18 protein-coding genes are annotated in these 18,825 nt (G+C 68.5%); 10 read left to right on the top strand and 8 right to left on the bottom strand.

Annotated elements, in window-relative coordinates:
• Positions 1 to 9 precede the first annotated feature (9 nt).
• Positions 10 to 1,059: an MFS transporter gene (locus ACYQ0J_RS09650; protein ID WP_460171938.1), complete on the top strand. Its 1,050-nt coding sequence runs from the start codon at positions 10 to 12 to the stop codon at positions 1,057 to 1,059.
• Positions 1,052 to 1,678 (top strand): HAD family hydrolase, encoded by a 627-nt coding sequence (locus ACYQ0J_RS09655; RefSeq protein ID WP_460171939.1) that lies wholly within the window; start codon positions 1,052 to 1,054, stop codon positions 1,676 to 1,678. The genes ACYQ0J_RS09650 and ACYQ0J_RS09655 overlap by 8 nt, the downstream gene beginning before the upstream one ends.
• Here ACYQ0J_RS09655 and ACYQ0J_RS09660 read toward each other — a convergent pair.
• Both ACYQ0J_RS09660 and ACYQ0J_RS09665 read right to left on the bottom strand, forming a co-directional pair.
• The gene (locus tag ACYQ0J_RS09660; RefSeq protein ID WP_460171940.1) at positions 1,670 to 2,749 is read right to left on the bottom strand and encodes an enolase C-terminal domain-like protein; all 1,080 of its coding nucleotides are present in this window, start codon (positions 2,747 to 2,749) and stop codon (positions 1,670 to 1,672) included. The two genes, ACYQ0J_RS09655 and ACYQ0J_RS09660, sit on opposite strands and share 9 nt — an antisense overlap.
• A 9-nt stretch (positions 2,750 to 2,758) precedes the next feature.
• Positions 2,759 to 3,472 (bottom strand): DEAD/DEAH box helicase family protein, encoded by a 714-nt coding sequence (locus tag ACYQ0J_RS09665; protein WP_460171941.1) that lies wholly within the window; start codon positions 3,470 to 3,472, stop codon positions 2,759 to 2,761.
• A 33-nt stretch (positions 3,473 to 3,505) separates the two neighbouring features.
• On the opposite strand from ACYQ0J_RS09665, the gene ACYQ0J_RS09670 reads away from it, so the two are divergent.
• Both ACYQ0J_RS09670 and ACYQ0J_RS09675 read left to right on the top strand, forming a co-directional pair.
• Positions 3,506 to 3,997: a bioflim formation protein gene (locus tag ACYQ0J_RS09670; RefSeq protein WP_460171942.1), complete on the top strand. Its 492-nt coding sequence runs from the start codon at positions 3,506 to 3,508 to the stop codon at positions 3,995 to 3,997.
• A 3-nt stretch (positions 3,998 to 4,000) separates the two neighbouring features.
• Complete coding sequence (locus ACYQ0J_RS09675) at positions 4,001 to 4,837, top strand: carbohydrate ABC transporter permease (protein WP_460171943.1); 837 nt, start codon at positions 4,001 to 4,003, stop codon at positions 4,835 to 4,837.
• Here ACYQ0J_RS09675 and mltG read toward each other — a convergent pair.
• The 4 genes from mltG to alaS form a co-directional block, all read right to left on the bottom strand.
• Positions 4,822 to 5,835, bottom strand: coding sequence for an endolytic transglycosylase MltG (gene mltG, locus ACYQ0J_RS09680; RefSeq protein ID WP_460171944.1), 1,014 nt, complete (start codon positions 5,833 to 5,835; stop codon positions 4,822 to 4,824). The genes ACYQ0J_RS09675 and mltG overlap by 16 nt on opposite strands.
• Positions 5,819 to 6,226, bottom strand: coding sequence for a Holliday junction resolvase RuvX (gene ruvX / locus ACYQ0J_RS09685; protein WP_460171945.1), 408 nt, complete (start codon positions 6,224 to 6,226; stop codon positions 5,819 to 5,821). Before ruvX ends, mltG begins: the two co-directional genes overlap by 17 nt.
• Entirely contained in the window at positions 6,207 to 6,890 is a 684-nt protein-coding gene (locus tag ACYQ0J_RS09690) for a hypothetical protein (protein WP_460171983.1), read from the bottom strand. The genes ruvX and ACYQ0J_RS09690 overlap by 20 nt, the downstream gene beginning before the upstream one ends.
• A gap of 127 nt (positions 6,891 to 7,017) precedes the next feature.
• Entirely contained in the window at positions 7,018 to 9,663 is a 2,646-nt protein-coding gene (gene alaS, locus ACYQ0J_RS09695) for an alanine--tRNA ligase (protein ID WP_460171946.1), read from the bottom strand.
• A 23-nt stretch (positions 9,664 to 9,686) separates the two neighbouring features.
• Here alaS and ACYQ0J_RS09700 point away from each other — a divergent pair, with 23 nt between their 5' ends.
• The 3 genes from ACYQ0J_RS09700 (at position 9,687) to ACYQ0J_RS09710 (ending at position 11,874) form a co-directional block, all read left to right on the top strand.
• Positions 9,687 to 9,962 carry an NIPSNAP family containing protein gene (locus ACYQ0J_RS09700; RefSeq protein WP_460171947.1) on the top strand — a complete coding sequence of 92 codons (276 nt, stop codon included), beginning with the start codon at positions 9,687 to 9,689 and terminating at the stop codon, positions 9,960 to 9,962.
• A 62-nt stretch (positions 9,963 to 10,024) separates the two neighbouring features.
• Positions 10,025 to 11,167 carry an ABC transporter permease gene (locus tag ACYQ0J_RS09705; RefSeq protein WP_460171948.1) on the top strand — a complete coding sequence of 381 codons (1,143 nt, stop codon included), beginning with the start codon at positions 10,025 to 10,027 and terminating at the stop codon, positions 11,165 to 11,167.
• A 20-nt stretch (positions 11,168 to 11,187) separates the two neighbouring features.
• The gene (locus ACYQ0J_RS09710; protein WP_460171949.1) at positions 11,188 to 11,874 is read left to right on the top strand and encodes an ABC transporter ATP-binding protein; all 687 of its coding nucleotides are present in this window, start codon (positions 11,188 to 11,190) and stop codon (positions 11,872 to 11,874) included.
• On the opposite strand, the gene ACYQ0J_RS09715 is transcribed toward ACYQ0J_RS09710, so the two are convergent.
• Both ACYQ0J_RS09715 and ACYQ0J_RS09720 read right to left on the bottom strand, forming a co-directional pair.
• Positions 11,854 to 12,663, bottom strand: a complete 810-nt coding sequence (locus tag ACYQ0J_RS09715) for a DNA adenine methylase (RefSeq protein ID WP_460171950.1) — start codon at positions 12,661 to 12,663, stop codon at positions 11,854 to 11,856. The genes ACYQ0J_RS09710 and ACYQ0J_RS09715 overlap by 21 nt on opposite strands.
• A gap of 8 nt (positions 12,664 to 12,671) precedes the next feature.
• On the bottom strand, positions 12,672 to 13,082 hold the full coding sequence (locus ACYQ0J_RS09720; RefSeq protein ID WP_243093606.1) for a PD-(D/E)XK nuclease superfamily protein: 411 nt from the start codon (positions 13,080 to 13,082) through the stop codon (positions 12,672 to 12,674).
• Between the two features lie 70 nt (positions 13,083 to 13,152).
• Between ACYQ0J_RS09720 and ACYQ0J_RS09725 the strand changes: the two genes are divergently transcribed.
• The 3 genes from ACYQ0J_RS09725 (at position 13,153) to ACYQ0J_RS09735 (ending at position 18,819) form a co-directional block, all read left to right on the top strand.
• On the top strand, positions 13,153 to 14,484 hold the full coding sequence (locus ACYQ0J_RS09725) for an FAD-dependent oxidoreductase (protein ID WP_460171951.1): 1,332 nt from the start codon (positions 13,153 to 13,155) through the stop codon (positions 14,482 to 14,484).
• A 154-nt stretch (positions 14,485 to 14,638) separates the two neighbouring features.
• Entirely contained in the window at positions 14,639 to 15,955 is a 1,317-nt protein-coding gene (gene aceA, locus ACYQ0J_RS09730) for an isocitrate lyase (RefSeq protein ID WP_460171952.1), read from the top strand.
• Positions 15,956 to 16,056: 101 nt separating this feature from the next.
• Positions 16,057 to 18,819: a hypothetical protein gene (locus tag ACYQ0J_RS09735; protein ID WP_460171953.1), complete on the top strand. Its 2,763-nt coding sequence runs from the start codon at positions 16,057 to 16,059 to the stop codon at positions 18,817 to 18,819.
• Positions 18,820 to 18,825: the final 6 nt, after the last annotated feature.

Genomic DNA, 18,825 nt, shown 5'->3' on the forward strand with positions numbered 1-18,825 from the left:
AGGGGGAGAATGGCGGACGTGCGCTTTTTCTGGGGCTCCTTCCTGGCGCTCTTTCTGGTGGGGGTGATCGTGGCCCTGCCGGGGGCGGCCCTGCCCCACTGGCGGGCGCGCTACGGGGTGGAAGGGGAGGTCTCCTGGTTCTTCACCGCCCTCCTCCTGGGCCTCCTCCTGGGCGTGCGCCTGGCCCAGGGGGAAAGGCGCCACCCCCTCTTCCCCACCGCGCTCCTCCTCCTGGGCCTGGCCTTCCTGGGCCTGGCCCTGGCCCCGAGTTTTCCCCTGGTGGTGGCCCTGGCCTTCCTCCTGGGGCTCGGGGAGGGGGTGGCCAACGTCCACGGCAATAGCCTGGTGGGGGAACTCTACCCTGCCAAGCGGGTGGAACTCCTCAACCGGGTGAACGTGGCCTTCGGCCTGGGGGCGGTCTTCACCCCCTTCGCCCTCACCCTCCTGCCCTACCCTTCCGTCCTCCTCCTGGTGGCCCTTTTGGCCTGGTTAGGCGCCCTTTTGGTGCGAAAGGCCCCGGCGGTGGCCCACGCCCCCCGGGAGCGTGGGCGGGGCCTTTGGCCCTTCCTCCTGGCCGCGGCCCTGTATACCGGCCTGGAGGGCGCCTTGGCCACCTGGAACCGGGTCTGGCTGGAGGCCTTGGGCCACGCCAGCACCATAGGGGGCCTTCTCCTCTCCCTCTACTGGCTCTTCCTGGCCCTGGGAAGGCTCCTCTTGGCGGGTCGGGTGGCGCGAAGGCCCATGGCCGCCCTCAGAGGCCTCCTCCTGGGAGTGCTGGGCCTCCTCCTCTTAAACCTCCTCCCCCCCACCGCCCTCCTCTTTCCCCTGGTGGGGTTCCTGCTGGGCCCCCTCTTCTCCACCCTCTTCGCCCTGGTCCAGGCCCGCTTCGGCCACAAGGCCCTGGGCGGCCTCCTCTACGCGGGGGCCACGGGAAGCACCCTCATCCCCGCCCTTTTCGCCCTCTTGCCTGGGGAGAGCATTCCCCTGGGCTTCCTCTTCCTGGCCCTGGGGCTTTTCGCGCTCATCTCTGGGTTAGAGCGAGGCAAGGCCTATGCTTAGGGCGCTCCTCTTTGACCTGGACGGCACCCTGGCGGACACGGACCCCCTGCACCTCCTGGCCTGGCGGGAGGTCCTCAGGCCCTATGGCCTCGAGGTGGACCCGGACTTTTACCGGGCGAGGATCTCCGGCCGGCTGAATCCCGAGATCGTGCGGGACCTCCTGGGCCTAGAAGGGGCGGAGGCGGCAAGGCTCATAGAGGCCAAGGAGGCCCGCTTCCGGGGGCTGGCCCAGGGGCTCAGGCCCACCCCGGGCCTCCCGGAGCTTTTGCAAAGGGTGGAGGAACGGGGCCTCCTTTGGGGCGTGGTGACGAACGCCCCCAAGGAGAACGCCCACCACGTCCTGAAGGCCCTGGGCCTAAGGCCTCCCCTCTTGGTCCTGGCGGAGGAAGTGGGCCGGGGCAAACCCGACCCCCTGCCCTACCGGGTGGCCCTGAGCCGCCTGGGGGTAGCCCCGGGGGAGGCCCTGGCCTTTGAGGACTCGCCCTCTGGGGTGCGGAGCGCCGTGGGGGCGGGGATCCCCACCTACGCCCTCCTCACGGGGCATCCCCGGGAAAAGCTCCTAGAGGCGGGGGCCCTTGGGGTTATGGCGGACTTTCGGCCCGCCTTGGCCCTACTCTAGGGCGTAGCGGGCAAAGGCCTCCTCGTCAAAGCGGGCCTCCACCAGGTCGTCCCAGTAGAGCCACCCCTCCCGGAAGGCGGGGAAGGGGAGGAAACCCCCTTCCGCCTTGAGGTGGAAGGCGAGCTCGTTGGGCTCGGTCACCCCCTGCTGGAAGGCCAAAAGGGCCGACTGGTAAGCCCCGAAAGCGCTTTGGGCCTGGCTTCCCACCATGGCCCGCTTCCCCTTTTCCCGGGCTAGGGCCAGCATCTCCAAGGTCCAGGTGATCCCGGTGCGGGCGGGCTTCAGGTTCAGGACGTCAAAGGTGTCCAAATGGAGCTCCCGGCGAAGGTCCTTAGGGGTCATGGCGGAGTCGTCGGCGATGAGGGGGAGGATCCCCTTTTCCCTCAAGGCCCGCCTCGCCTCCACCTCCTCTATGGGCAAGGGCTCCTCCACGTAGCGGAGGCCAAGCTCCCTCCAGGCCTGGAGGTAGCGCTCGGCCTCCTTGGGGGAGAGGGTCTCGTTGGCGTCCGCATAGAGCTCGGTTTCGGGGAAGGCCTCCTTCAGGCGGAGGATGCGGCGGGTATCCGCCTCCAGGTCCCGCCCCACCTTCACCTTGAAGACCCGGACCCCCGCGCCATAGGCCATGCGAGCGTCCTCTAGGACCTCCTCTTCCTCCCCGAGGCCCAGGATGTAGGCCACCCGGACCCGGTGCTTTGCAGGCTTCAGGACCTGGAAGAGCTCCTCCCCCTCGCTCCTCGCCCAGGCCTCCCAGATGGCGGTGTCCAGGGCCCCCTTGAGGGCATGGTTGCAAGGGAAGCTTTCCAAGACGGCGCGGATGGCCTCTTGGTCGTCGGCCTCGAGGCCCAAAAGCTTGGGCCTCAGGTAGTCCAGCCCCGCCCGCACGCCGCCCAGGGTCTCCCCGTAGATGGTGGGCCTTATGGCCACCTCCGCCCGGCCCAGGGAGCCATCGGAGAGCTCCACCTCCAAAAGGGCGTGCTCCAAGGCGGCCATCTCCGAGGCCTTCCCCCAGCGTAGGGGGGCCTTCAAGGGGATGCGGAAAGGGATGAGCCGTAGGTGGCGCAGGGTCGCCATGAGGCCATTTTAGAGGCCTTGCCCCCGCAGGAAGGCCCGCACCGCCAGGACCTCCTCCTCCGGGGAAAGGCGCTCCGTGTCCAGCACCAGGGCCCGGGGGTGGCCCTTAAGGAGGCGCAAGAGGCCTTGGGGGTCATAGTTTCGCTTCTCCTCGGCCACGATCTTGAGCTTGGCGAGGACCTCCGCCAAGGGGGCCAGGGCCAAGGCCTCCTCCAGCTCCGCCGGGGAGAGCACCCCTTCGGCCAGGGCCCTAAGCTCCGCCGCTTCCTCCGGGCGGACCACGGCCCGGTCAAAGGCATCCTTCCGGGAAAGGAGCCGCTTGAGGCGGGTGGCCTCCCGGGCGTGGAGGACCACGAAAAGCGCCTTGGGGAGGTTATCCAGGGCATAGGCCACCTCCGCCTCCCCCCTTAGGCCGTCAAAGAGGAGGAGGGGGTGAGGGGGGACGTACCCCCTGGCCAGGACCTCCGCCACCCCGCCGGGGAACTCCTCCCGGAAGCGCCGGGTGAGGCGGAAGCGCTCCTCCCGGGGGATGGGGGGCTTGGCCCCGTAGCGGGGGAGGACGAAGAGGTCCACAAGCTCCCGGCGGTCGGGAAGCCGGGGCAGGCCCAGGGCCTCCACCAGAGTGCTCTTGCCCACCCCGGTGAGGCCCACGAGGACCAAAAGGGGCGCCTCCCGGGCGGGGACGAGGGAGGACGCGGGCTCCAAGGAAAAGGCCACCTCCATGCGCCCCATACTACCTGGTAGGATGGAGAGGCTATGAGGCGCTTTTTCGCCCTTATCGGCCTCGCCTGGGGACTGGCCCTGGCCCAGGCCCCCGCCTACCCGGAGAACACCCTGGGCCTCGGCTACGCCCCCGGCAAGGGCCTCTACCTCCAGGGGAGCGCCCTCCTCCCCTTCGCCCCCTTGGGCATTGACACCGGGCTGGACGTGCAGGCCCTCGTGGCGCAAAACCCCGAGGTCCAAGCCCTCCTCAAGGCCAACCTCTTCCCCGGGCTGGTCCTGGCCGACCTGTACACCTCCCTGGGCCTCGGGCTGGACCTGCGCTATCCCCTGGGGGTCCACCTGGGGCCGGTGGTGAGCCTGGAGCTTCCCGGAGGAGCCCTTTCCGGCACCTTGGGAGTCGGGTACCAGGGGGGGTTCCACCTGGCCTGGGGCGTGGGGTTTAGGCTCTACCTGGAGCCCCTGGCCCTGGAGGTCTCCGCCTCGGACCGCTACCCCTTCCTCCTTAGCCTCCTCTACCTCTGGTAGCCCGTGCGCCGCCTCCCCCTCCTCCTCTTCTCCCTTCCCGCCCTCCTCACCCTGGGGGTCTTCGTCCTCTACCCCTTTTTGGACGTTATCCGCTTCTCCACCTGGGACTGGTCGGGGCTCTCCGAGCCCAAGCCCGTGGGGCTCAAGAACTACCAGGACCTCCTCCGAGACCCCGCCTTCTGGGGGAGCCTCTGGGTCACCCTCAAGTTCATGCTCCTGGCCCTTCCCCTCTTCGTGGGCCTCTCCATCGGGCTGGCGGTGGCCCTGGAGGGCATGCCCTACGAGCGCGTTGCCAAAAGCCTCCTCTTTCTGCCGGGCCTCGTCACCCTGGGGGGGGCCACCCTCTCCTGGTACACCCTCTTCACCCCCGAGTACGGGGCCCTGGCCCAGTTCCTCCCCATCCCCCCCTGGGACCGGGAGGGGTTTTGGGCGCTTCTCATGGTGGTGGTCTTCACCCTTTGGCGGCACCTGGGCTACGGGGTGCTGGTGGCCTCGGCCCGGCTCAAGGCCATCCCCAAGGCCCTCCTCGAGGCCGCCTACGTGGACGGGGCGGGGCCCCTGGAAGCCTTCCGCCACGTGGTCCTCCCCCTCATGCGCCCGGCGGTGGTCTTCCTGCTGGTGGTGGGCACCATCCTCTCCCTGCAGTCCTACTCCGCCGTCTTCCTCCTCACCCGGGGCGGGCCCTACGGGGCCACGCGGGTTTTGGGCTACTACCTCTACGAGTCGGGGTTTGAGAACTTCCGCCTGGGGTACGCCGCGGCGGTCACCGTGTTCATCCTGGTCCTCACCCTCCTCTTCGCCTACGCCCAGCTCAGGCTTCTGCGTCAGGGGGAGGAGTAGCGGTGGCGGGAGAGGTCCTGGAGGTGGCCCTCAAAGTCTGCGTTCAGGTAAAGCCTCCCCCGGGCGTGGAAAAAGTAGAGGTAAGGGCGGCCCCGCTCATCCCGGCGCACCGGGTTTAAGACGGCGAGCAGGGCCTGCCGCCCTGGGTTCCCGATGGGCCCCGGGGGAAGCCCCCCATACCGGTAGGTGTTGTAGGGGGAGTCCACGGCGAAGTCCCCCGCAGGGCGGGAAAGCTCGGGGAGCCTCTTCCCCAGGGCGTAGGCCACGGTGGGGTCGGCCTGAAGGGGCATGCCCCTCTCCAGGCGGTTCAGGAAGACCCCGGCGATGTAGGGCATCTCCTCGAGGCTCCCCGCCTCCTGCTCCACGATGGAGGCCAGGGTCACCCAGGCATGCACGGAAAGCCCCCGCTCCTCTAGAAGCCTCCGCACCGGGGGGGTGAGCTCGGCCTCAAAGCGGCGGAGCATGGCCCGCACCACCTCCTCCGGCCCCGCCAGGAGGTCAAAGGTGTAGGTGGCGGGAAAGAGGTAGCCCTCCAGGGTCTCGGCGGCCACATAAGGGGGCTTCAGCGCCCCCGGCTCCCGGACCAGGCGCAAAAACCCCTCCCCGTCCAGGCCCGCCTGGGAGAGCCGCCGGGCGTAGTCCACCGCCCTTTCCCCCTCGGGAAAGGCGAGGCTCACGGTGAGGGGCCTCTCCCCCCCGGTGAGGGCCCGGGCCAGGCGGAAGGCCCCCTCCCCCTTGAGGCGGTAGACCCCGGGCACGAGCTTTTTGGCCCGCCCGGAAAAGCGGAGGTAGGCGGAGAAGAGGTAGCCGGAGCGCAAGAGGCCCGCCTCCTCCAGGATCCGCGCGGCCTCGGCGCCCGTGGCCCCCCGGGGGATGCGCACGGTGGTTTCCTTCCCCGTGGGGCCCAAAAGCCAGAGGGCGTAGAGGAGGAGGAGGGCGAAGGTGAGGAAAAAGGCCACCACCCCCCGCCAGAGCCACTTCCTAGAGCCTTCCGGCAAGGTAATCCTCCAGCAAGACCACGGCGCTCATCTCGTCCAGCTTGCCCTTTTCCCGCCGCACCCGCCTGGGGGCGTGGCGGAGACGCTCCTGGGCGGCCTTGGTGGTGAAGCGCTCGTCCAAAAGCTCCACCTCCACCCCCCTGGCCCTCAGGGCCGTCACCAGGGGGAGCACCTTCCCCGCCTGGGCGCTCGCCTTCAGGTCGGTGCGGAGGGGCAGGCCCACCACCAGCTTTCCCAGGCCCTCCCGGCGCACGAAGTTCAGGAGGGCCTCCACGTCCTCCTCCAGGGTCTTGCGCACCAGGTAGCCCCGGCCGAAGGCGAAGGGGCTCCCCTCCTCCCCCACCGCCAGGCCGATCCTGGCCTCCCCCACGTCAAGCGCGCCCACCCGCATACTGCGCGCTGCGGTCCGCCAGGGCCACCCCCAGGTAGAGGAGGAAGACCCCGAAGGCCCGCCCGGCCTCCTCGAGGCCCACCACCCCGAAGCGGTTTAAGGTGCTGGTGGAGGCGAGGACGAGGGCGGCCAGGAAGATGAGGGCCGTGCCCTGGGCCCGCAAGGGGTTCCTCCGCCAGAAGAGGAGGGTGGTGTAGAGGGCCACCCCCGCCATGAGGACCGTGCCCAGGAGGTTGAAGGGGATGGTCCAGAGCCTGGGGGAGGTGGGGCTTGGCGGGGGGAAGGCGGTGCCCAGGGGGGCATAGGCCTCGGGGAGGCGGGAGAAGTCCAAGGGGGCCGAGGCCACCAGGAAAAACCCCCAGAGGATGAAGGGGGAAAGCCAAAGGAGAAGGGCGCGGGCCGCCTTGGGGTTGAGGAGGGCGAGGCTTCCTAAGCCCAGGAAGGTCACCCCGTGCATGGCCCCCGTAAGGTACCAAAGGCGGTAGAGGAAGGGGCTCCAGGCCCCACCTAGGCGGGCCATGAGCTCGGCGGAAACCGCCAAGGCGAAGAAAAGGAGGCCCAGGGAGTAAAAGGCGTTGTGCAGGCTAGGGCGCCTGCGGTACCGGGCGAAGGTGAGGCCGAAGAGGGCCCAGGAGAGGGCCACCGCCACCAGACCAAGGAACAGGGCCATGGCCCCATTGTACCCGAACCCCCTTGCATCCGCCCCACGGGCTCCGGGAATCCCCACCGGGCCCTCGCCCGGGGTAGCATCCCCGGGGCCCCATGCTGGCGCAAGCCAGCATGGGGTGGTATTAGAGGAGGTCCGGCAGGGCCTGGCGGGCCTTCTCCGGGTCCAGGCCCGCCCCCTGGGCCAAGGCCCCCCGGCCCCCGCCCCGGCCCCCAGCCCTTGCGGTGAGGGCGCGGAAGAGGGTCCCGGCCTCGAGGCCCCCCTCCTGCGCCCTCCGGGAGAGCTTCAGCACCGCCTGCCCCCCGCTCAGGACCAAGGCCACGTCCGCCCCCCGCTCCACCAGGTCGTCCGCCGCCTGGCGGAGGGCGGCGGCGTCCACCCCGGAAAGCTCCACCACCCCGTAGCGGAGGCCTCCCTTTTCGGAAAGGGCCACCTCCCGCCTGAGCTCCGCCTGGACCAGGCGGGCCTTCAGGCTTTCCACCTCCTTCTCCCTGGCCCGAAGCTCCTCTAGGAGCCGCTCCAGCCTTTCCTCCAGGGCCGGCTCCCCCACGGAGAGCCTCTCCGCCAGGGCCTTCAGGCGGTTCAGGCTACCCCGGGCCAGGCGCACCGCGGGCTCCCCGGCCACCGCCTCCACCCGCCGCACCCCGGCGGAAACCGCCTCCTCCCTCTGGATGAGGAAGGCCCCGATCTCCCCCGTGCGCCGCACGTGGGTGCCCCCGCAGAGCTCCTTGGACTCCACCCCGGGCAGGGGGCTCCCCTCCACCCGCACCACCCGGACCACCTCCCCGTACTTCTCCCCGAAGAGGGCCATGGCCCCCTCCTTCTTGGCCTCCTCCAGGGGCATGTAGCGCCAGTTCACGGGGAAGTCCGCCATGATCCAGCGGTTCACCAATAGCTCTATGCGCTCCACCTCCGCGGGGGTTAGGGGTTCGGGGTGGGTGAAGTCAAAGCGCAGGCGGTCGGGGGCCACCAGGCTCCCCGCCTGGCGCACGTGGGGGCCCAAAACGGCCCTCAGGGCGGCGTGGAGCAGGTGGGTGGCGGTGTGGTGGCGCTCCGTGTGCCTCCTGGCGGGGTCCACCACCGCCCGCACCTTCCCCCCCACCCGGAGGACCCCCTCCTCCACCCGGGCCTTGTGCAGGAAAAGGCCCTGCTCGGTCTTCTTTGTGGTCTCCACCCTCGCCTGCCCCCCAGGCCACTCCAGGAGGCCGAAGTCCCCGATCTGCCCGCCGCCTTCCGCGTAGAAGGGGGTCCGGTCCAGCACCACCTGGACCTCGGTGCCGGGGCCGGCCTCCTCCAGGCTTTGGTCCCCGGCCAAGAGGGCCAAGACCTCGGCCTCGGCCTCGAGGGCCTGGTAGCCCAAGAACTCCGTGGCCCCCCGCTCCGCGTAAAGCTCCTCCAGGACCTGGGCGCTCTTCTTGAAGATCTCCCGCTCAAAGGCCATAGCCGCCCGGGAACGCTCCTGCTGCGCCTCCATGGCCCGCTCAAACCCCTCGGTGTCCACCCCATACCCCCGCTCGGCGGCGATCTCCACGGTGAGGTCCAAGGGGAAGCCGTAGGTGTCGTAGAGCCTAAAGGCCTCCTGCCCGGACAGGACCTCCCCGGGCTTGAGGCCGGAGAGGAGGGCGTCCAGGCGCTTGAGGCCCCCTTCCAGGGTCTCCAGGAAGCGCTCCTCCTCCAGCCTCACCTGCCGCTCCACCGCGGGCTGGTTCTCCCGCATCTCCGGGTAGAAATCCCCGAGGAGCTCCGCCACCACCGGGACGAGCCTGTGCAGGAAGGGTTGGGAAAGCCCCAGGAGGTAGCCGTGCCTGAGGGCCCGCCGGAGGAGGCGGCGGATCACGTACCCCCTTCCGGTGTTGGAGAAGGTCACCCCATCGGAAAGGGCGGCCACCACCGCCCTCACGTGGTCGGCGATCACCCGGTGGCTCACGGAAGCCTTCCCCTCGTAGGGCTTCCCGCTCAGGAGGGCCACCCGCTCAATGAGGGGGTAAAAGGTGTCCGTGCGGTAAAAGTCCTCCACGTCCTGCAGGATGGCCGCCACCCGGTAAAGGCCCATGCCGGTATCTATGTTCTTCTGGGGCAGGGGCTTGAGGATGCCGGGGCCCGGGATGGGCCCTTGGCGGTCGTACTGGGTGAAGACCAGGTTCCAGATCTCCACGAACCGGTCCCCGCTCCCCGTGTTGGGGCCCGTCTCGTCGGGGGTGCCGAAGGCCGGCCCCCGGTCGTAGAAGATCTCCGAGCAGGGGCCAGAAGGCCCGTTCGGCCCGTGGGTGATGGCCCCGCCCGGCCAGTAGTTCTCGTCCTCGCCGAAGCGGCCGATCCTTTCCTCGGGAACCCCCACCAGGTCGCGCCAGATCTGGTAGGCCTCGTCGTCGTCCTCGTAGACCGTGACCCAGAGCCGGTCGGGGTCCAGGCCCAGCCACTGGGGCTCGGTGAGGAACTCCCAGGCCCAGAGGATGGCCTCCTTCTTGAAGTAGTCCCCGAAGGAGAAGTTGCCCAGCATCTCAAAGAAGGTGTTGTGCCGCCCCGTCCGGCCCACGTTCTCTATGTCCCCCACCCGGAGGCACTTCTGGCAGGTGGTGATCCTGCGCCACTCCTTGCCGAAGAAGATGGGCTTGGCCCCGAGGAAGTAGGGCTTTAAGGGGGCCATGCCCGCGGAGGTGAAGAGAAGGGAGGGGTCGTTCTCGGGGATGAGGCTGAAGGAGGGCAGGCGCAGATGCCCCTTGCTCTCAAAGAAGGAAAGGTACTTCTCCCGGATCTCCGCCGTGCGCATGCCTTTGATTATAGGCTGTTCTTATGACCGTAGAGATGCGCCGCTACCGGCTGAAGGAGGGGGCCAGGGAGGCCTTCCAGGAGGTCTTTTTGCGGGTCATCGTTCCCCTGCGCCAGGCCCTGGGCTTCCAGGTGCTCGGGGCCTACTGGCTCTCGGACCGGGAATTCCTCTGGTTCGTGGCCCACGAGAACTTCGCCGAGGCCGAGAAGGCCTACTACGAGCACCCCGAGAGGAAGAAGGTGGATCCCCGGGCCTTCCTGGAGGAGGTGGACACCCGCTTTGTGGAAAGGCTCCTCTAAAGCAAGGGCCCTGTGGGCTGCCCCACACCCCCCTTCCCCCTCCCCGGGGTAAGCTTGGGCCCGTGGAGGTCTTTCACCTGGTGCTGCGCAACCTCTTGGCCCGCCCCGTGCGGAGCCTCCTCACCCTCCTGGGCGTCCTCATCGCCACCAGCAGCATGGTCCTCTTCCTCTCCTTCGGGGAAGGCCTGAGGCGCTCCCTCTTCCAGGAGCTCTCCCGGGTGGGGCCCGCCATCCAGGTGGTGCCCGAGGGCGCGGAGGGCCTGGGGTTCGGGGCCTACCCGGAGATCACCCCCGGGCAGCTCGCGCGCCTGGAGGAGGCGGGCCGCGCCTTAGGGGTCAGGGCCCTGGTGCCCACCCTCTTCCTGGCCCGGGGCGGGTTTGACCCCCAGAGCAGCTTCTTCTTCCAGGGCCTGCCCCGGGGCGTGGCCCCCGACCTCCTCTACCCCGGGCTCAAGGTGAAGGAGGGGCGGCTTGTACCCACAGAGGGGGGCGCGGTGGTGGGGGGGAAGGTGGCGAGGCGGAGCGAGCTCTCCCTGGGAAGCCCCCTCCGCCTCTCCCCCCGGGTGGCGCTTAGGGTGGAGGGCGTCCTGGAGGAGAGCGGGGGGCTTGCGGACAACCTCATCTTCGTGCCCCTAAAGGCCCTCCAGGAGGTGCTGGGCACCCAAAACTACAGCGCGGTTCTGGTGGCCCTGAACCCCGGGCAGAGGGCGGAGGAGGTGGCCCGGGCCCTCGAGGCCGCCGTCCCCGGCCTCAAGGCCCAGACCACGGGGGACGTGATGCGTTTTGCGGAGCGGGCCTTAAGGATCGGCGACCTGGTGCGCTTCGGCATCAGCCTGGTGGCCCTGGTGGTGGGGGGGCTTCTGGTGGCCAACACGGTGATGATGTCCGTGTACGAGCGCACCCGGGAGTTCGGGGTCATGCGGGCCCTGGGGGCCAGGCGGGGCTTCATCTTCCGGTTGGTGGTCCTCGAGGCCCTCTTCCTGGCCCTCCTGGGCGGGGCCTTGGGCCTGGGCCTGGGGGGGGCGGTGTCCTACGCCATCAACCTCTACACCATGGACCAGGTGGGCCTGGCCCTCTCGGCCATCACCCCCCGCCTGGCCCTCTTCGCCCTCGGGGTGGCCCTGGCCCTGGGCCTGGCCGCCGGCCTCCTCCCCGCCCACCACGCCAGCCGCATCCCGGTGGTGGAGGCCCTGGGGAGGGTGTAGACCCGGAAGCGAGGGTAACGATGACGCTCAGGGCGGAAAACCTCACCAAGCGCTACCGGCAAGGGGAGAAGGAGGTGGTGGCCCTCTTGGACTTCACCTACGCCTTCCCCCGGGGGGCCACCGCGGTGGTGGGGCCCTCGGGAAGCGGGAAGACCACCCTCCTCAACCTCCTCGCGGGCTTTGACCTGCCCACGGCGGGCGCGGTCTACCTGGGGGACACCCCCCTCCACCGCCTCCCCGAGGACGAAAGGGCCGGGGTGCGCCTCCGGCACATGGGCTTCGTCTTCCAGCAGTGGAACCTGATCCCCACCCTGACCGCCTGGGAGAACGTGGCCTTCCCCCTCCTCCTCGCCGGGGTGGCCCCCAAGGCCAGGCGGGCGCGGGCCCTGGCCCTTTTGGCGCAGGTGGGGCTGGAGGAGCGGGCCTCCCACCTGCCGAGCCGCCTTTCCGGCGGGGAGCAGCAGCGGGTGGCCTTGGCCCGGGCTTTGGCCCTGGACCCCCCCATCCTCTTCGCCGACGAGCCCACGGGCAACCTGGACCTGGCCTCTCGGGAGCAGGTGGCGGGCCTCCTCTTCCAGGCGGGAAAGGAGCGCACCCTCATCCTGGTGACCCACGATCTGGAGCTGGCCGCCCGGGCGGAACGCGCCCTATACCTCAAAGGAGGAAGCTTGGTAAGGGAAGAGGTTCTAAAGGTTACGCACAGCTAAGACCTCCAAGGCTTTTTGCCTGTCGCCATTGCAACTGATGCGCCTAGGTGCTGGAAGAAGGTGCAACTCATAACCCAGCTCTCTGTAAAGCCTCAGTATCCGTTCCGTCGCTTGGTTAGAGATCACAACCGGACCTGGATGTTGAGCGAGAAGCTTTGCGAGGTCTACCTGATCCCGCCAACCAAATCCTTCGGGACTATATTTTGTAAACTCAACGTCGTAGGGTGGATCGGCATAGACAAAGTCGTCTGGTTGGAGCGGTACATGGCGGAAATCTAGTGAAGAAAACTCCCATTTTTGGAAGATTTCTTGGTAATCAGCAAATCTTCTCTGATAGTTAACCTTTTTATACTTACCAAAGGGGACATTAAACTCTCCCTTTTGGTTGAAGCGACAAAGGCCATTGTACCCGGTGCGATTCAAGTAGTAGAAGAGTTCAGCTGCTTCTTTGGTTTGCCACAAACCTTGTTGGATCAAGTCATTAAATCGCCTACGATAGGCGTAATATACCTCCCTGTCGTAGACGAGCGGGATGGTTATTTCCAACCCCTTCTGAATCCACTTGTAGAAGTTAATCAAATGAGGATTGATGTCGTTAAGCAGAGCCTTATCCGGTTTCAGTCCTAAAGGAAGAGCTAACCCCCCAGCAAAAAGATCTACCCAACGGCGGCGACGATGCGGCTCATAAAGGGACGAAAGGTAGGGAACAAGCCAGCGCTTACCCCCGGCCCACTTGAGGGGTGGGGACAAGGACCTTTGGTCTGAAGAAGCCTCTGGAAGATCAAGCAAAGGTTGGATCATTGGCCGAAAAACTCCCTTAACCAGACCTCAAGAAAAGCCTCGTGGACAAAACCTTCTGTCAAAGCCCATCGGCGCATCTTTGAGCCAAACCCCTTGCCTCCTAACACCACGACTGAGTGAACCCCCAACAGACGATCCCGCCTTGCCTCTTCTGCGGCGCGAAAGATTTTGTCCTCGGCTGTGCCCCGACTCGCTTGCCACTTACACTCCAGGAAAAGATAAGGTTGAAACTTGCCTTCTTCTGAAAGAACCAACACAGCTACATCTACTTTGCGACCCTGCTCCCGAATCGCGCTCCCATGGGGCGAGGGATACTCTATTTCCACACGGTACCGCTGGCTAAGCCCCATTTCACGAATAACTTTTTCAACCAACCCTTTGACTCGATCGCGAAAGCGATTCCCCATGGCCTTACCTCATCTTAAGTCTATTAGCCTGGGACACTTAGCCCAACCTCCTTGTGGCAAAATACCCCCCATGGGCAAGCGCATGGTGGTGGTGGGCGGGGTAGCGGGGGGTGCCTCCGCCGCCGCCAAGGCCAAGCGGGAAAACCCCGAGCTGGAAGTGGTGGTCTACGAGAAGTCGGGGTGGGTTTCCTACGGGGCCTGTGGCCTACCCTACGTGCTCTCCGGGGAGATCCCCCGTCTGGAAAAGCTGGTGGCCCGCACCCCGGAGGAGTTCCGCAAACAGGGGGTGTGGGTCCACACCCGCCACGAGGTGGTGGACATAGACTATGAGCTCCGCACCCTGACGGTGCATGACCACGCGGAGGGGCGAACCTTCCAGGACCATTACGACTACCTGGTCCTGGCCACGGGGGCGAGGCCGCAGATTCCCCCCATCCCCGGTACGGAGCAACAGGGGGTCTACACCCTGAGGACCATGGAGGACGGGGAAAGGCTCCTCCAGGCCCTGGAGGGGGCCCGGCGGGCGGCCATCCTGGGGGCGGGGTACATCGGCCTCGAGGTGGCCGAAGCCTTCCGCAAGCGGGGCCTAGAGGTGACCCTCCTGGAGGCCAAGGAGCGCCCCTTGCCCCACTGGGACGAGGAGGTGGGAAGGCTCCTTACGGAGGAGCTTTCCCGCCACGGGGTGGAGGTCTGGACGGGGGTGCGGATAGAGGCCCTCCGGGGCCAAGGCCGGGTGGAGGCGGTGGAGACCTCGGAGGGCGTGGTGCCCGCGGACCTGGTCCTGGTGGCCACGGGCATCCGGCCCAACACCGACCTCGCCCAGGCCCTGGGGGTGGCCCTGGGCCCCACGGGGGCCATCGCCACCGACGAAAGGATGCGGACCAACCTGGAAGGGGTTTACGCCGCCGGGGACGTGGCGGAAAGCTTCCACCAGGTCCTAAAGCGGCCCTACTGGCTTCCCCTGGGGGACGTGGCCAACAAGCAGGGGCGCACCGCGGGAAGCGTCATCGCCGGGAAGGAGGCCCGCTTTGGGGGCGTGGTGGGCACGGCCATCTTCAAGGCCTTCGGCCTGGCGGTGGCCACCGCGGGGCTCTCCCTGGAGGCGGCCCTGAAGGAGGGCTTCCGGGCCAAGAAGGTCTTCATCCAAAGCCGGGACGGGGCCCACTACTACCCGGGAAGCGCCCCGCTTTGGGTGGAGCTGGTCTACGAGGAGGGGACGGGGAAGCTCTTGGGCGGGGCGGTGGTGGCCCACGGCCATGGGGTCTTGCGCATCGATGCCCTGGCCGCCCTTCTCCACCAGGGGGGTACGGTGGAGGACCTCCTCGCCCTGGACCTGGCCTACGCCCCCCCCTTTAGCCCCGTCTGGGACCCTCTCCTCATCGCCGCCCAGCAGGCCCGCTAACGCCACCCCATGCTGGCGGAGCCAGCATGGGGGTCCTGGCAGCGGATTTAGTGTATCTAAAGGGCGGGCACACCACCTTCAGGTGTGAACCTCTTTTCCTTACACACTACACTGGAAGACTTCCCACCTCCAGACTGGCCCTTGGAGGTGAAAGATGGACCCCTTGAGCGTGCTCACCCCGGAGATGCGGCAGGAAGCGGAGGCCCTGAGGCGGGAGTGGGAGACCAACCCCCGCTGGAAGGGGGTCAAGCGGGACTACCGCCCCGAGGACGTGGTGCGGCTCCGCCCAAGCGTGATGGTGGAGCACACCCTGGCCAAGCGAGGAGCCGAGAAGCTCTGGCGACTCCTCCACGAGCGCCCCTACGTGCACACCTTCGGGGCCTACACCGGGGCTATGGCGGTGGAGATGGTGCGGGCCGGGCTGGAGGCCATCTACCTCTCCGGCTGGCAGGTGGCGGCGGACGCCAACCTGGCCTGGCAGACCTACCCCGACCAGTCCCTCTACCCCGCAAACTCCGTGCCGCAAATCGTTAAGCGCATCAACAACGCCCTCATGCGGGCCGACATGATTGAGCGCTCCGAGGGCAAGGTGACCCGGGACTGGTACGTGCCCATCGTGGCCGACGCGGAGGCGGGCTTCGGCGGGGCCCTGAACGTCTTTGAGCTCACCAAGGCCATGATCGAGGCGGGGGCCGCCGGCATCCACTACGAGGACCAGCTTTCCAGCGAGAAGAAGTGCGGCCACCTGGGGGGCAAGGTCCTGGTGCCCACGGCGCAGCACATCCGCACCCTGCAGGCGGCCAGGCTGGCCGCGGACGTGATGGGCGTGCCCACGGTGATCATCGCCCGCACCGACGCCGAGGCCGCCACCCTCATCACCAGCGACATCGACGAGCGCGACCGGCCCTTCATCCTCCCGGGCGAGCGCACCCCCGAGGGCTTCTACCGCGTTAAGAACGGGATTGAGGCGGGTATCGCCCGGGCCTTGGCTTACGCCCCCTATGCGGACGTGATCTGGATGGAAACCTCCAAGCCCGACCTGGAGGAGGCCAAGAGGTTCGCCGAGGCGGTGAAGCGGGAGTTCCCCGACAAGCTCCTCGCCTACAACCTCTCCCCCTCCTTCAACTGGAAGAAGTTCCTGGACGACGAGACCATCGCCAAGTTCAACCGGGAGCTGGGGGCGATGGGCTACAAGTTCCAGTTCATCACCCTGGCGGGTTGGCACGCCCTGAACTACCACATCTGGGAGCTGGCCAAGGGCTACAAGGCCCGGGGCATGCCCGCCTTTGTGGAGCTGCAGGAGAAGGAGTTCTTGGCCCAGGCCCAGGGCTTTACCGCGGTGAAGCACCAGCGGGAAGTGGGGGCGGGCTACTTCGACGAGGTGGTCCTGGCCCTGACCCAAGGGGAGGCCTCCACCCTGGCCCTCAAGGGGTCCACGGAGGAAGCCCAGTTCAACGAGCCCGTGCACTGAGGCGCGGGTTTCCCCCGCCCCCGGCTTCCGGGGGCGGCTTATCTTTTCCCGTACAATCCATGTAGCTTTCCGCCACACCGAAGAGATATAGTGTAAGGTATATGCCAGACACCGCTACACCCTGGCTGCGCTACCTGGAGGGCCTCCGCCCCTACCTGCGGGGCCGGGACCACCGGGGGAAACGGGGCTCCTTGCGCTGGCTCGAGGCCCTCATGGCCGAGCGGGGTGGCCGCTCCGGCACCGTGCGCAACATCCTCTACAAGGACCTGGGAAGCCCCGAGGAGAAGGAGCGGCTCTACGGGGTCATCGCCGACCTCTACCGGGAGGCGGGGCTGGAACCCCCACCCCCCCCGGCGGAGCTCTTCCTGGAAAGCGCCCGCAAGGCCTTGGGCCGGGACAAGCGCCGCATCTTCCGCCGCTTCCTCAAGGAGCTGGAGGGGGGCGGGCGCCCCCAGATGGTGGTGGTGGGGGGTCCGGCCACGGGCAAGGGGGTGCTCCTCTCCGCCCTGGCCCGCGCCCTCTCCGCCTTGCCCGGGAAGGAGCCCTTCCTCCTCAACCTGGGCGGGGAGCTGGCCCAGGCCCTGGTGCCCCTGGCCGAGGCCCTGGGGGTGGCGGAGGAGGTGCGCGCCCTCCTGGCCCAGCTCTCCCCCACCCAGCCCTTCATCCTGCAAGGCGCCCTGGAGCAGGAGGTGATGGGCCTTTTGGCCAAGGCCCTGAACCGGGAGGGCCGGCCCCTCCTCCTCCGGGCCGAGGCCGAGGGAACCCTGGAGGGCCTTCCCCTAAGGGGGCCGGACGGCACGCAAAGGGGCCTGGCCGCCTGGCTGGAGCCCTTCCTGAAGGCCTTGTCCACCCCCTACCTGGCCGCCCTCTCCGAACCGCCCCCCACCCTCCCCTACCAGCCCCTCTCCCCCCCGAGCCGGGAGGAGGCCCGGCGCTTCGTGCGGGAACGCCTTCCCCACCTCCCTCCGGAGCGGCTGGAAGCCCTGGTGAACCAGGCGGGGCGCAACTTTGGCGAGCTTTCCCGCCTGGTCCTCCTGGAGGCCGCCAAGCACGACCCCAAGACGCCCCTTCAGGACGACCCCGCCCTCAGGCCCCTGGTCCTGGCCCTGGCCGCCTTCAGCCCCGAGGCCGACCCCGCCTTTCCCCTGGAGCTTCTGGAAAAGGCCCTGGGCAAGCCCCTGGAAAGGCTCTCGCAGGCGGAGCGGGCCCTGCTGGACTGGGTGGGGGAGGGGCTGGTGCGCCCCTCCCTGCGGGGCCTCCTCCCCGAGGAGGCCCCCAAGGAGCTCCACCGCCTCGCCCTGGAATTCTTCCCCAAGGAGAACCTCTTCCGCAAGCTCTACCACGCCCGGAAGGCCGGGGAGACCGGGGTGCTTCTGGCCCTCCTCCAGGAGGACCCCGCCCGGCTGGCCCTCCTCCCCGGCCTCTGGGAGGAGGCCAGGGCCTGGCCCCGGAAGGACCTGGAGGCCTTGGCGGCGGTGGTGGTGCGCTACCGCGCCGTCTTAGGCCAGTACGCCCATCCCGAGGCGGAGGAGGCCCTAGGGGTGCTCTCCGAGGCCCAGGACCCCGCCTTGCGCACCTGGGCCCGCATCAAGATGGCGGAGGCCAAGGCCGACGCCGCCCTCTACAAGGCGGCGGAAGAACTCCTCCCCCCTAAGGAGGACCTGGCCCTCCTGGACGAGACCGCCCAGGCGGAGGGGCTTTTGGTGATGGCGGCGGTGGAGCGCTGGAAGGGGGACTACGAGCGGGCCGCCCGTTTCGTGGCCGAGGCGGAAAGGCTGCCCGTGGCCCCTTTCCTGCGGGACAGGGTCCACCTCTGGCGGGGGTTGGTGGCCAAGGACCTGGGCCGCTACGCGGAGGCCCTTTCCGCCCTGGCCCAGGTGGGCCACGACCCCCTTCTCCTGGGCCGGGCCCGCTACCAGATGGGGGACCTCCTCATGCGCCTGGGGAGCCTCGAGGCCAAGGCGCGCATGGAGGAAGGCCTAAAGGCCCTGGAAGAGGCCGGGGCCCCCAAGGACGAGGTGGCCCGGGTGCGGGCCCGCTACGCCACCCTCCTGCGGCGGTTAGGCCTCTACCCGGAGGCGGAGAGGGCCATAGGCAAGGCCCTCGCCGAGGCGGAAGACCCCTTCACCCGGGCCCGGGTGGAGAGCGAGGCGGGCATCCTGGAGGTGGCCCGGGGCCGTCCCTTCTCGGCCCTGGAGCTCTTAGGGCGGGCCGAGGCCTACTTCCGCGCCACGGGGGAAAGGCCCAAGGAGGCCCGCTACCGGCACCTCCGCACCCTCTTCCGCCTGGGAGCCGCCTACCTCCTCTTGGAGGCGGGCCAGCCTTACCGGGCCCCCTTCCTGGGCAGGTTAAACGCCCCCACGGCCCAAAACCTCCTCCAAAGCCTCCTGGAGGAGATCCCCAAGGAGGCCACCGACCGCTACACCGCCCTCAGGCTGGACACCGCAAGCCTCCTGGCCCTCCTCCTCCCCCCCGCCGAGGGGAAGGCCCTCCTGAAGCCCCTGCTGGACCTGGAAAACCCCTACCTCCGGGCCCAGGCCCGCCTGGGCTACGCGGAGGTCCTGGCCCGGGAGGGGAGCCTGGGGGAGGCCCTGGCCCAGATCGTGGCCCTCCCCCCCTTGGAGGACCCCGGCCTCCTGGCCCAAGCCCGGGCTGTGGAGGTCCTGGCCCTCCTGGGCCTCGGGGAGAAAGAGGCCGCCTGGGCCAAGCTGCAGGAGGCCCGCCAGGGGCCCTTGCCCCCGCCCTTCCGCTTCCAGCTGGGCCGGGCCTTGGGCCGCTTCTGCCCGGAGCTTGAGCGCCGCCTTCCCCCCTCCCCCCTGGCCCTGCCCGAGGCCCTGGGTTTCCACCTGGCAAATCCCGACTAAATCACT

It is taken from the genome of Thermus sp. FJN-A (assembly GCF_054655095.1).

What these genes read in the sequence shown, in the direction of transcription:
- ACYQ0J_RS09650 (WP_460171938.1), top strand. Translation starts at nt 10, where the DNA reads ATGGCGGACGTGCGCTTTTTCTGGGGCTCCTTCCTGGCGCTCTTTCTG.
- ACYQ0J_RS09655 (WP_460171939.1), top strand. Translation starts at nt 1,052, where the DNA reads ATGCTTAGGGCGCTCCTCTTTGACCTGGACGGCACCCTGGCGGACACG.
- ACYQ0J_RS09660 (WP_460171940.1), bottom strand. Translation starts at nt 2,749, where the DNA reads ATGGCGACCCTGCGCCACCTACGGCTCATCCCTTTCCGCATCCCCTTG.
- ACYQ0J_RS09665 (WP_460171941.1), bottom strand. Translation starts at nt 3,472, where the DNA reads ATGGAGGTGGCCTTTTCCTTGGAGCCCGCGTCCTCCCTCGTCCCCGCC.
- ACYQ0J_RS09670 (WP_460171942.1), top strand. Translation starts at nt 3,506, where the DNA reads ATGAGGCGCTTTTTCGCCCTTATCGGCCTCGCCTGGGGACTGGCCCTG.
- ruvX (WP_460171945.1), bottom strand. Translation starts at nt 6,226, where the DNA reads ATGCGGGTGGGCGCGCTTGACGTGGGGGAGGCCAGGATCGGCCTGGCG.
- alaS (WP_460171946.1), bottom strand. Translation starts at nt 9,663, where the DNA reads ATGCGCACGGCGGAGATCCGGGAGAAGTACCTTTCCTTCTTTGAGAGC.
- ACYQ0J_RS09700 (WP_460171947.1), top strand. Translation starts at nt 9,687, where the DNA reads ATGACCGTAGAGATGCGCCGCTACCGGCTGAAGGAGGGGGCCAGGGAG.
- ACYQ0J_RS09710 (WP_460171949.1), top strand. Translation starts at nt 11,188, where the DNA reads ATGACGCTCAGGGCGGAAAACCTCACCAAGCGCTACCGGCAAGGGGAG.
- ACYQ0J_RS09720 (WP_243093606.1), bottom strand. Translation starts at nt 13,082, where the DNA reads ATGGGGAATCGCTTTCGCGATCGAGTCAAAGGGTTGGTTGAAAAAGTT.
- ACYQ0J_RS09725 (WP_460171951.1), top strand. Translation starts at nt 13,153, where the DNA reads ATGGGCAAGCGCATGGTGGTGGTGGGCGGGGTAGCGGGGGGTGCCTCC.
- aceA (WP_460171952.1), top strand. Translation starts at nt 14,639, where the DNA reads ATGGACCCCTTGAGCGTGCTCACCCCGGAGATGCGGCAGGAAGCGGAG.
- ACYQ0J_RS09735 (WP_460171953.1), top strand. Translation starts at nt 16,057, where the DNA reads ATGCCAGACACCGCTACACCCTGGCTGCGCTACCTGGAGGGCCTCCGC.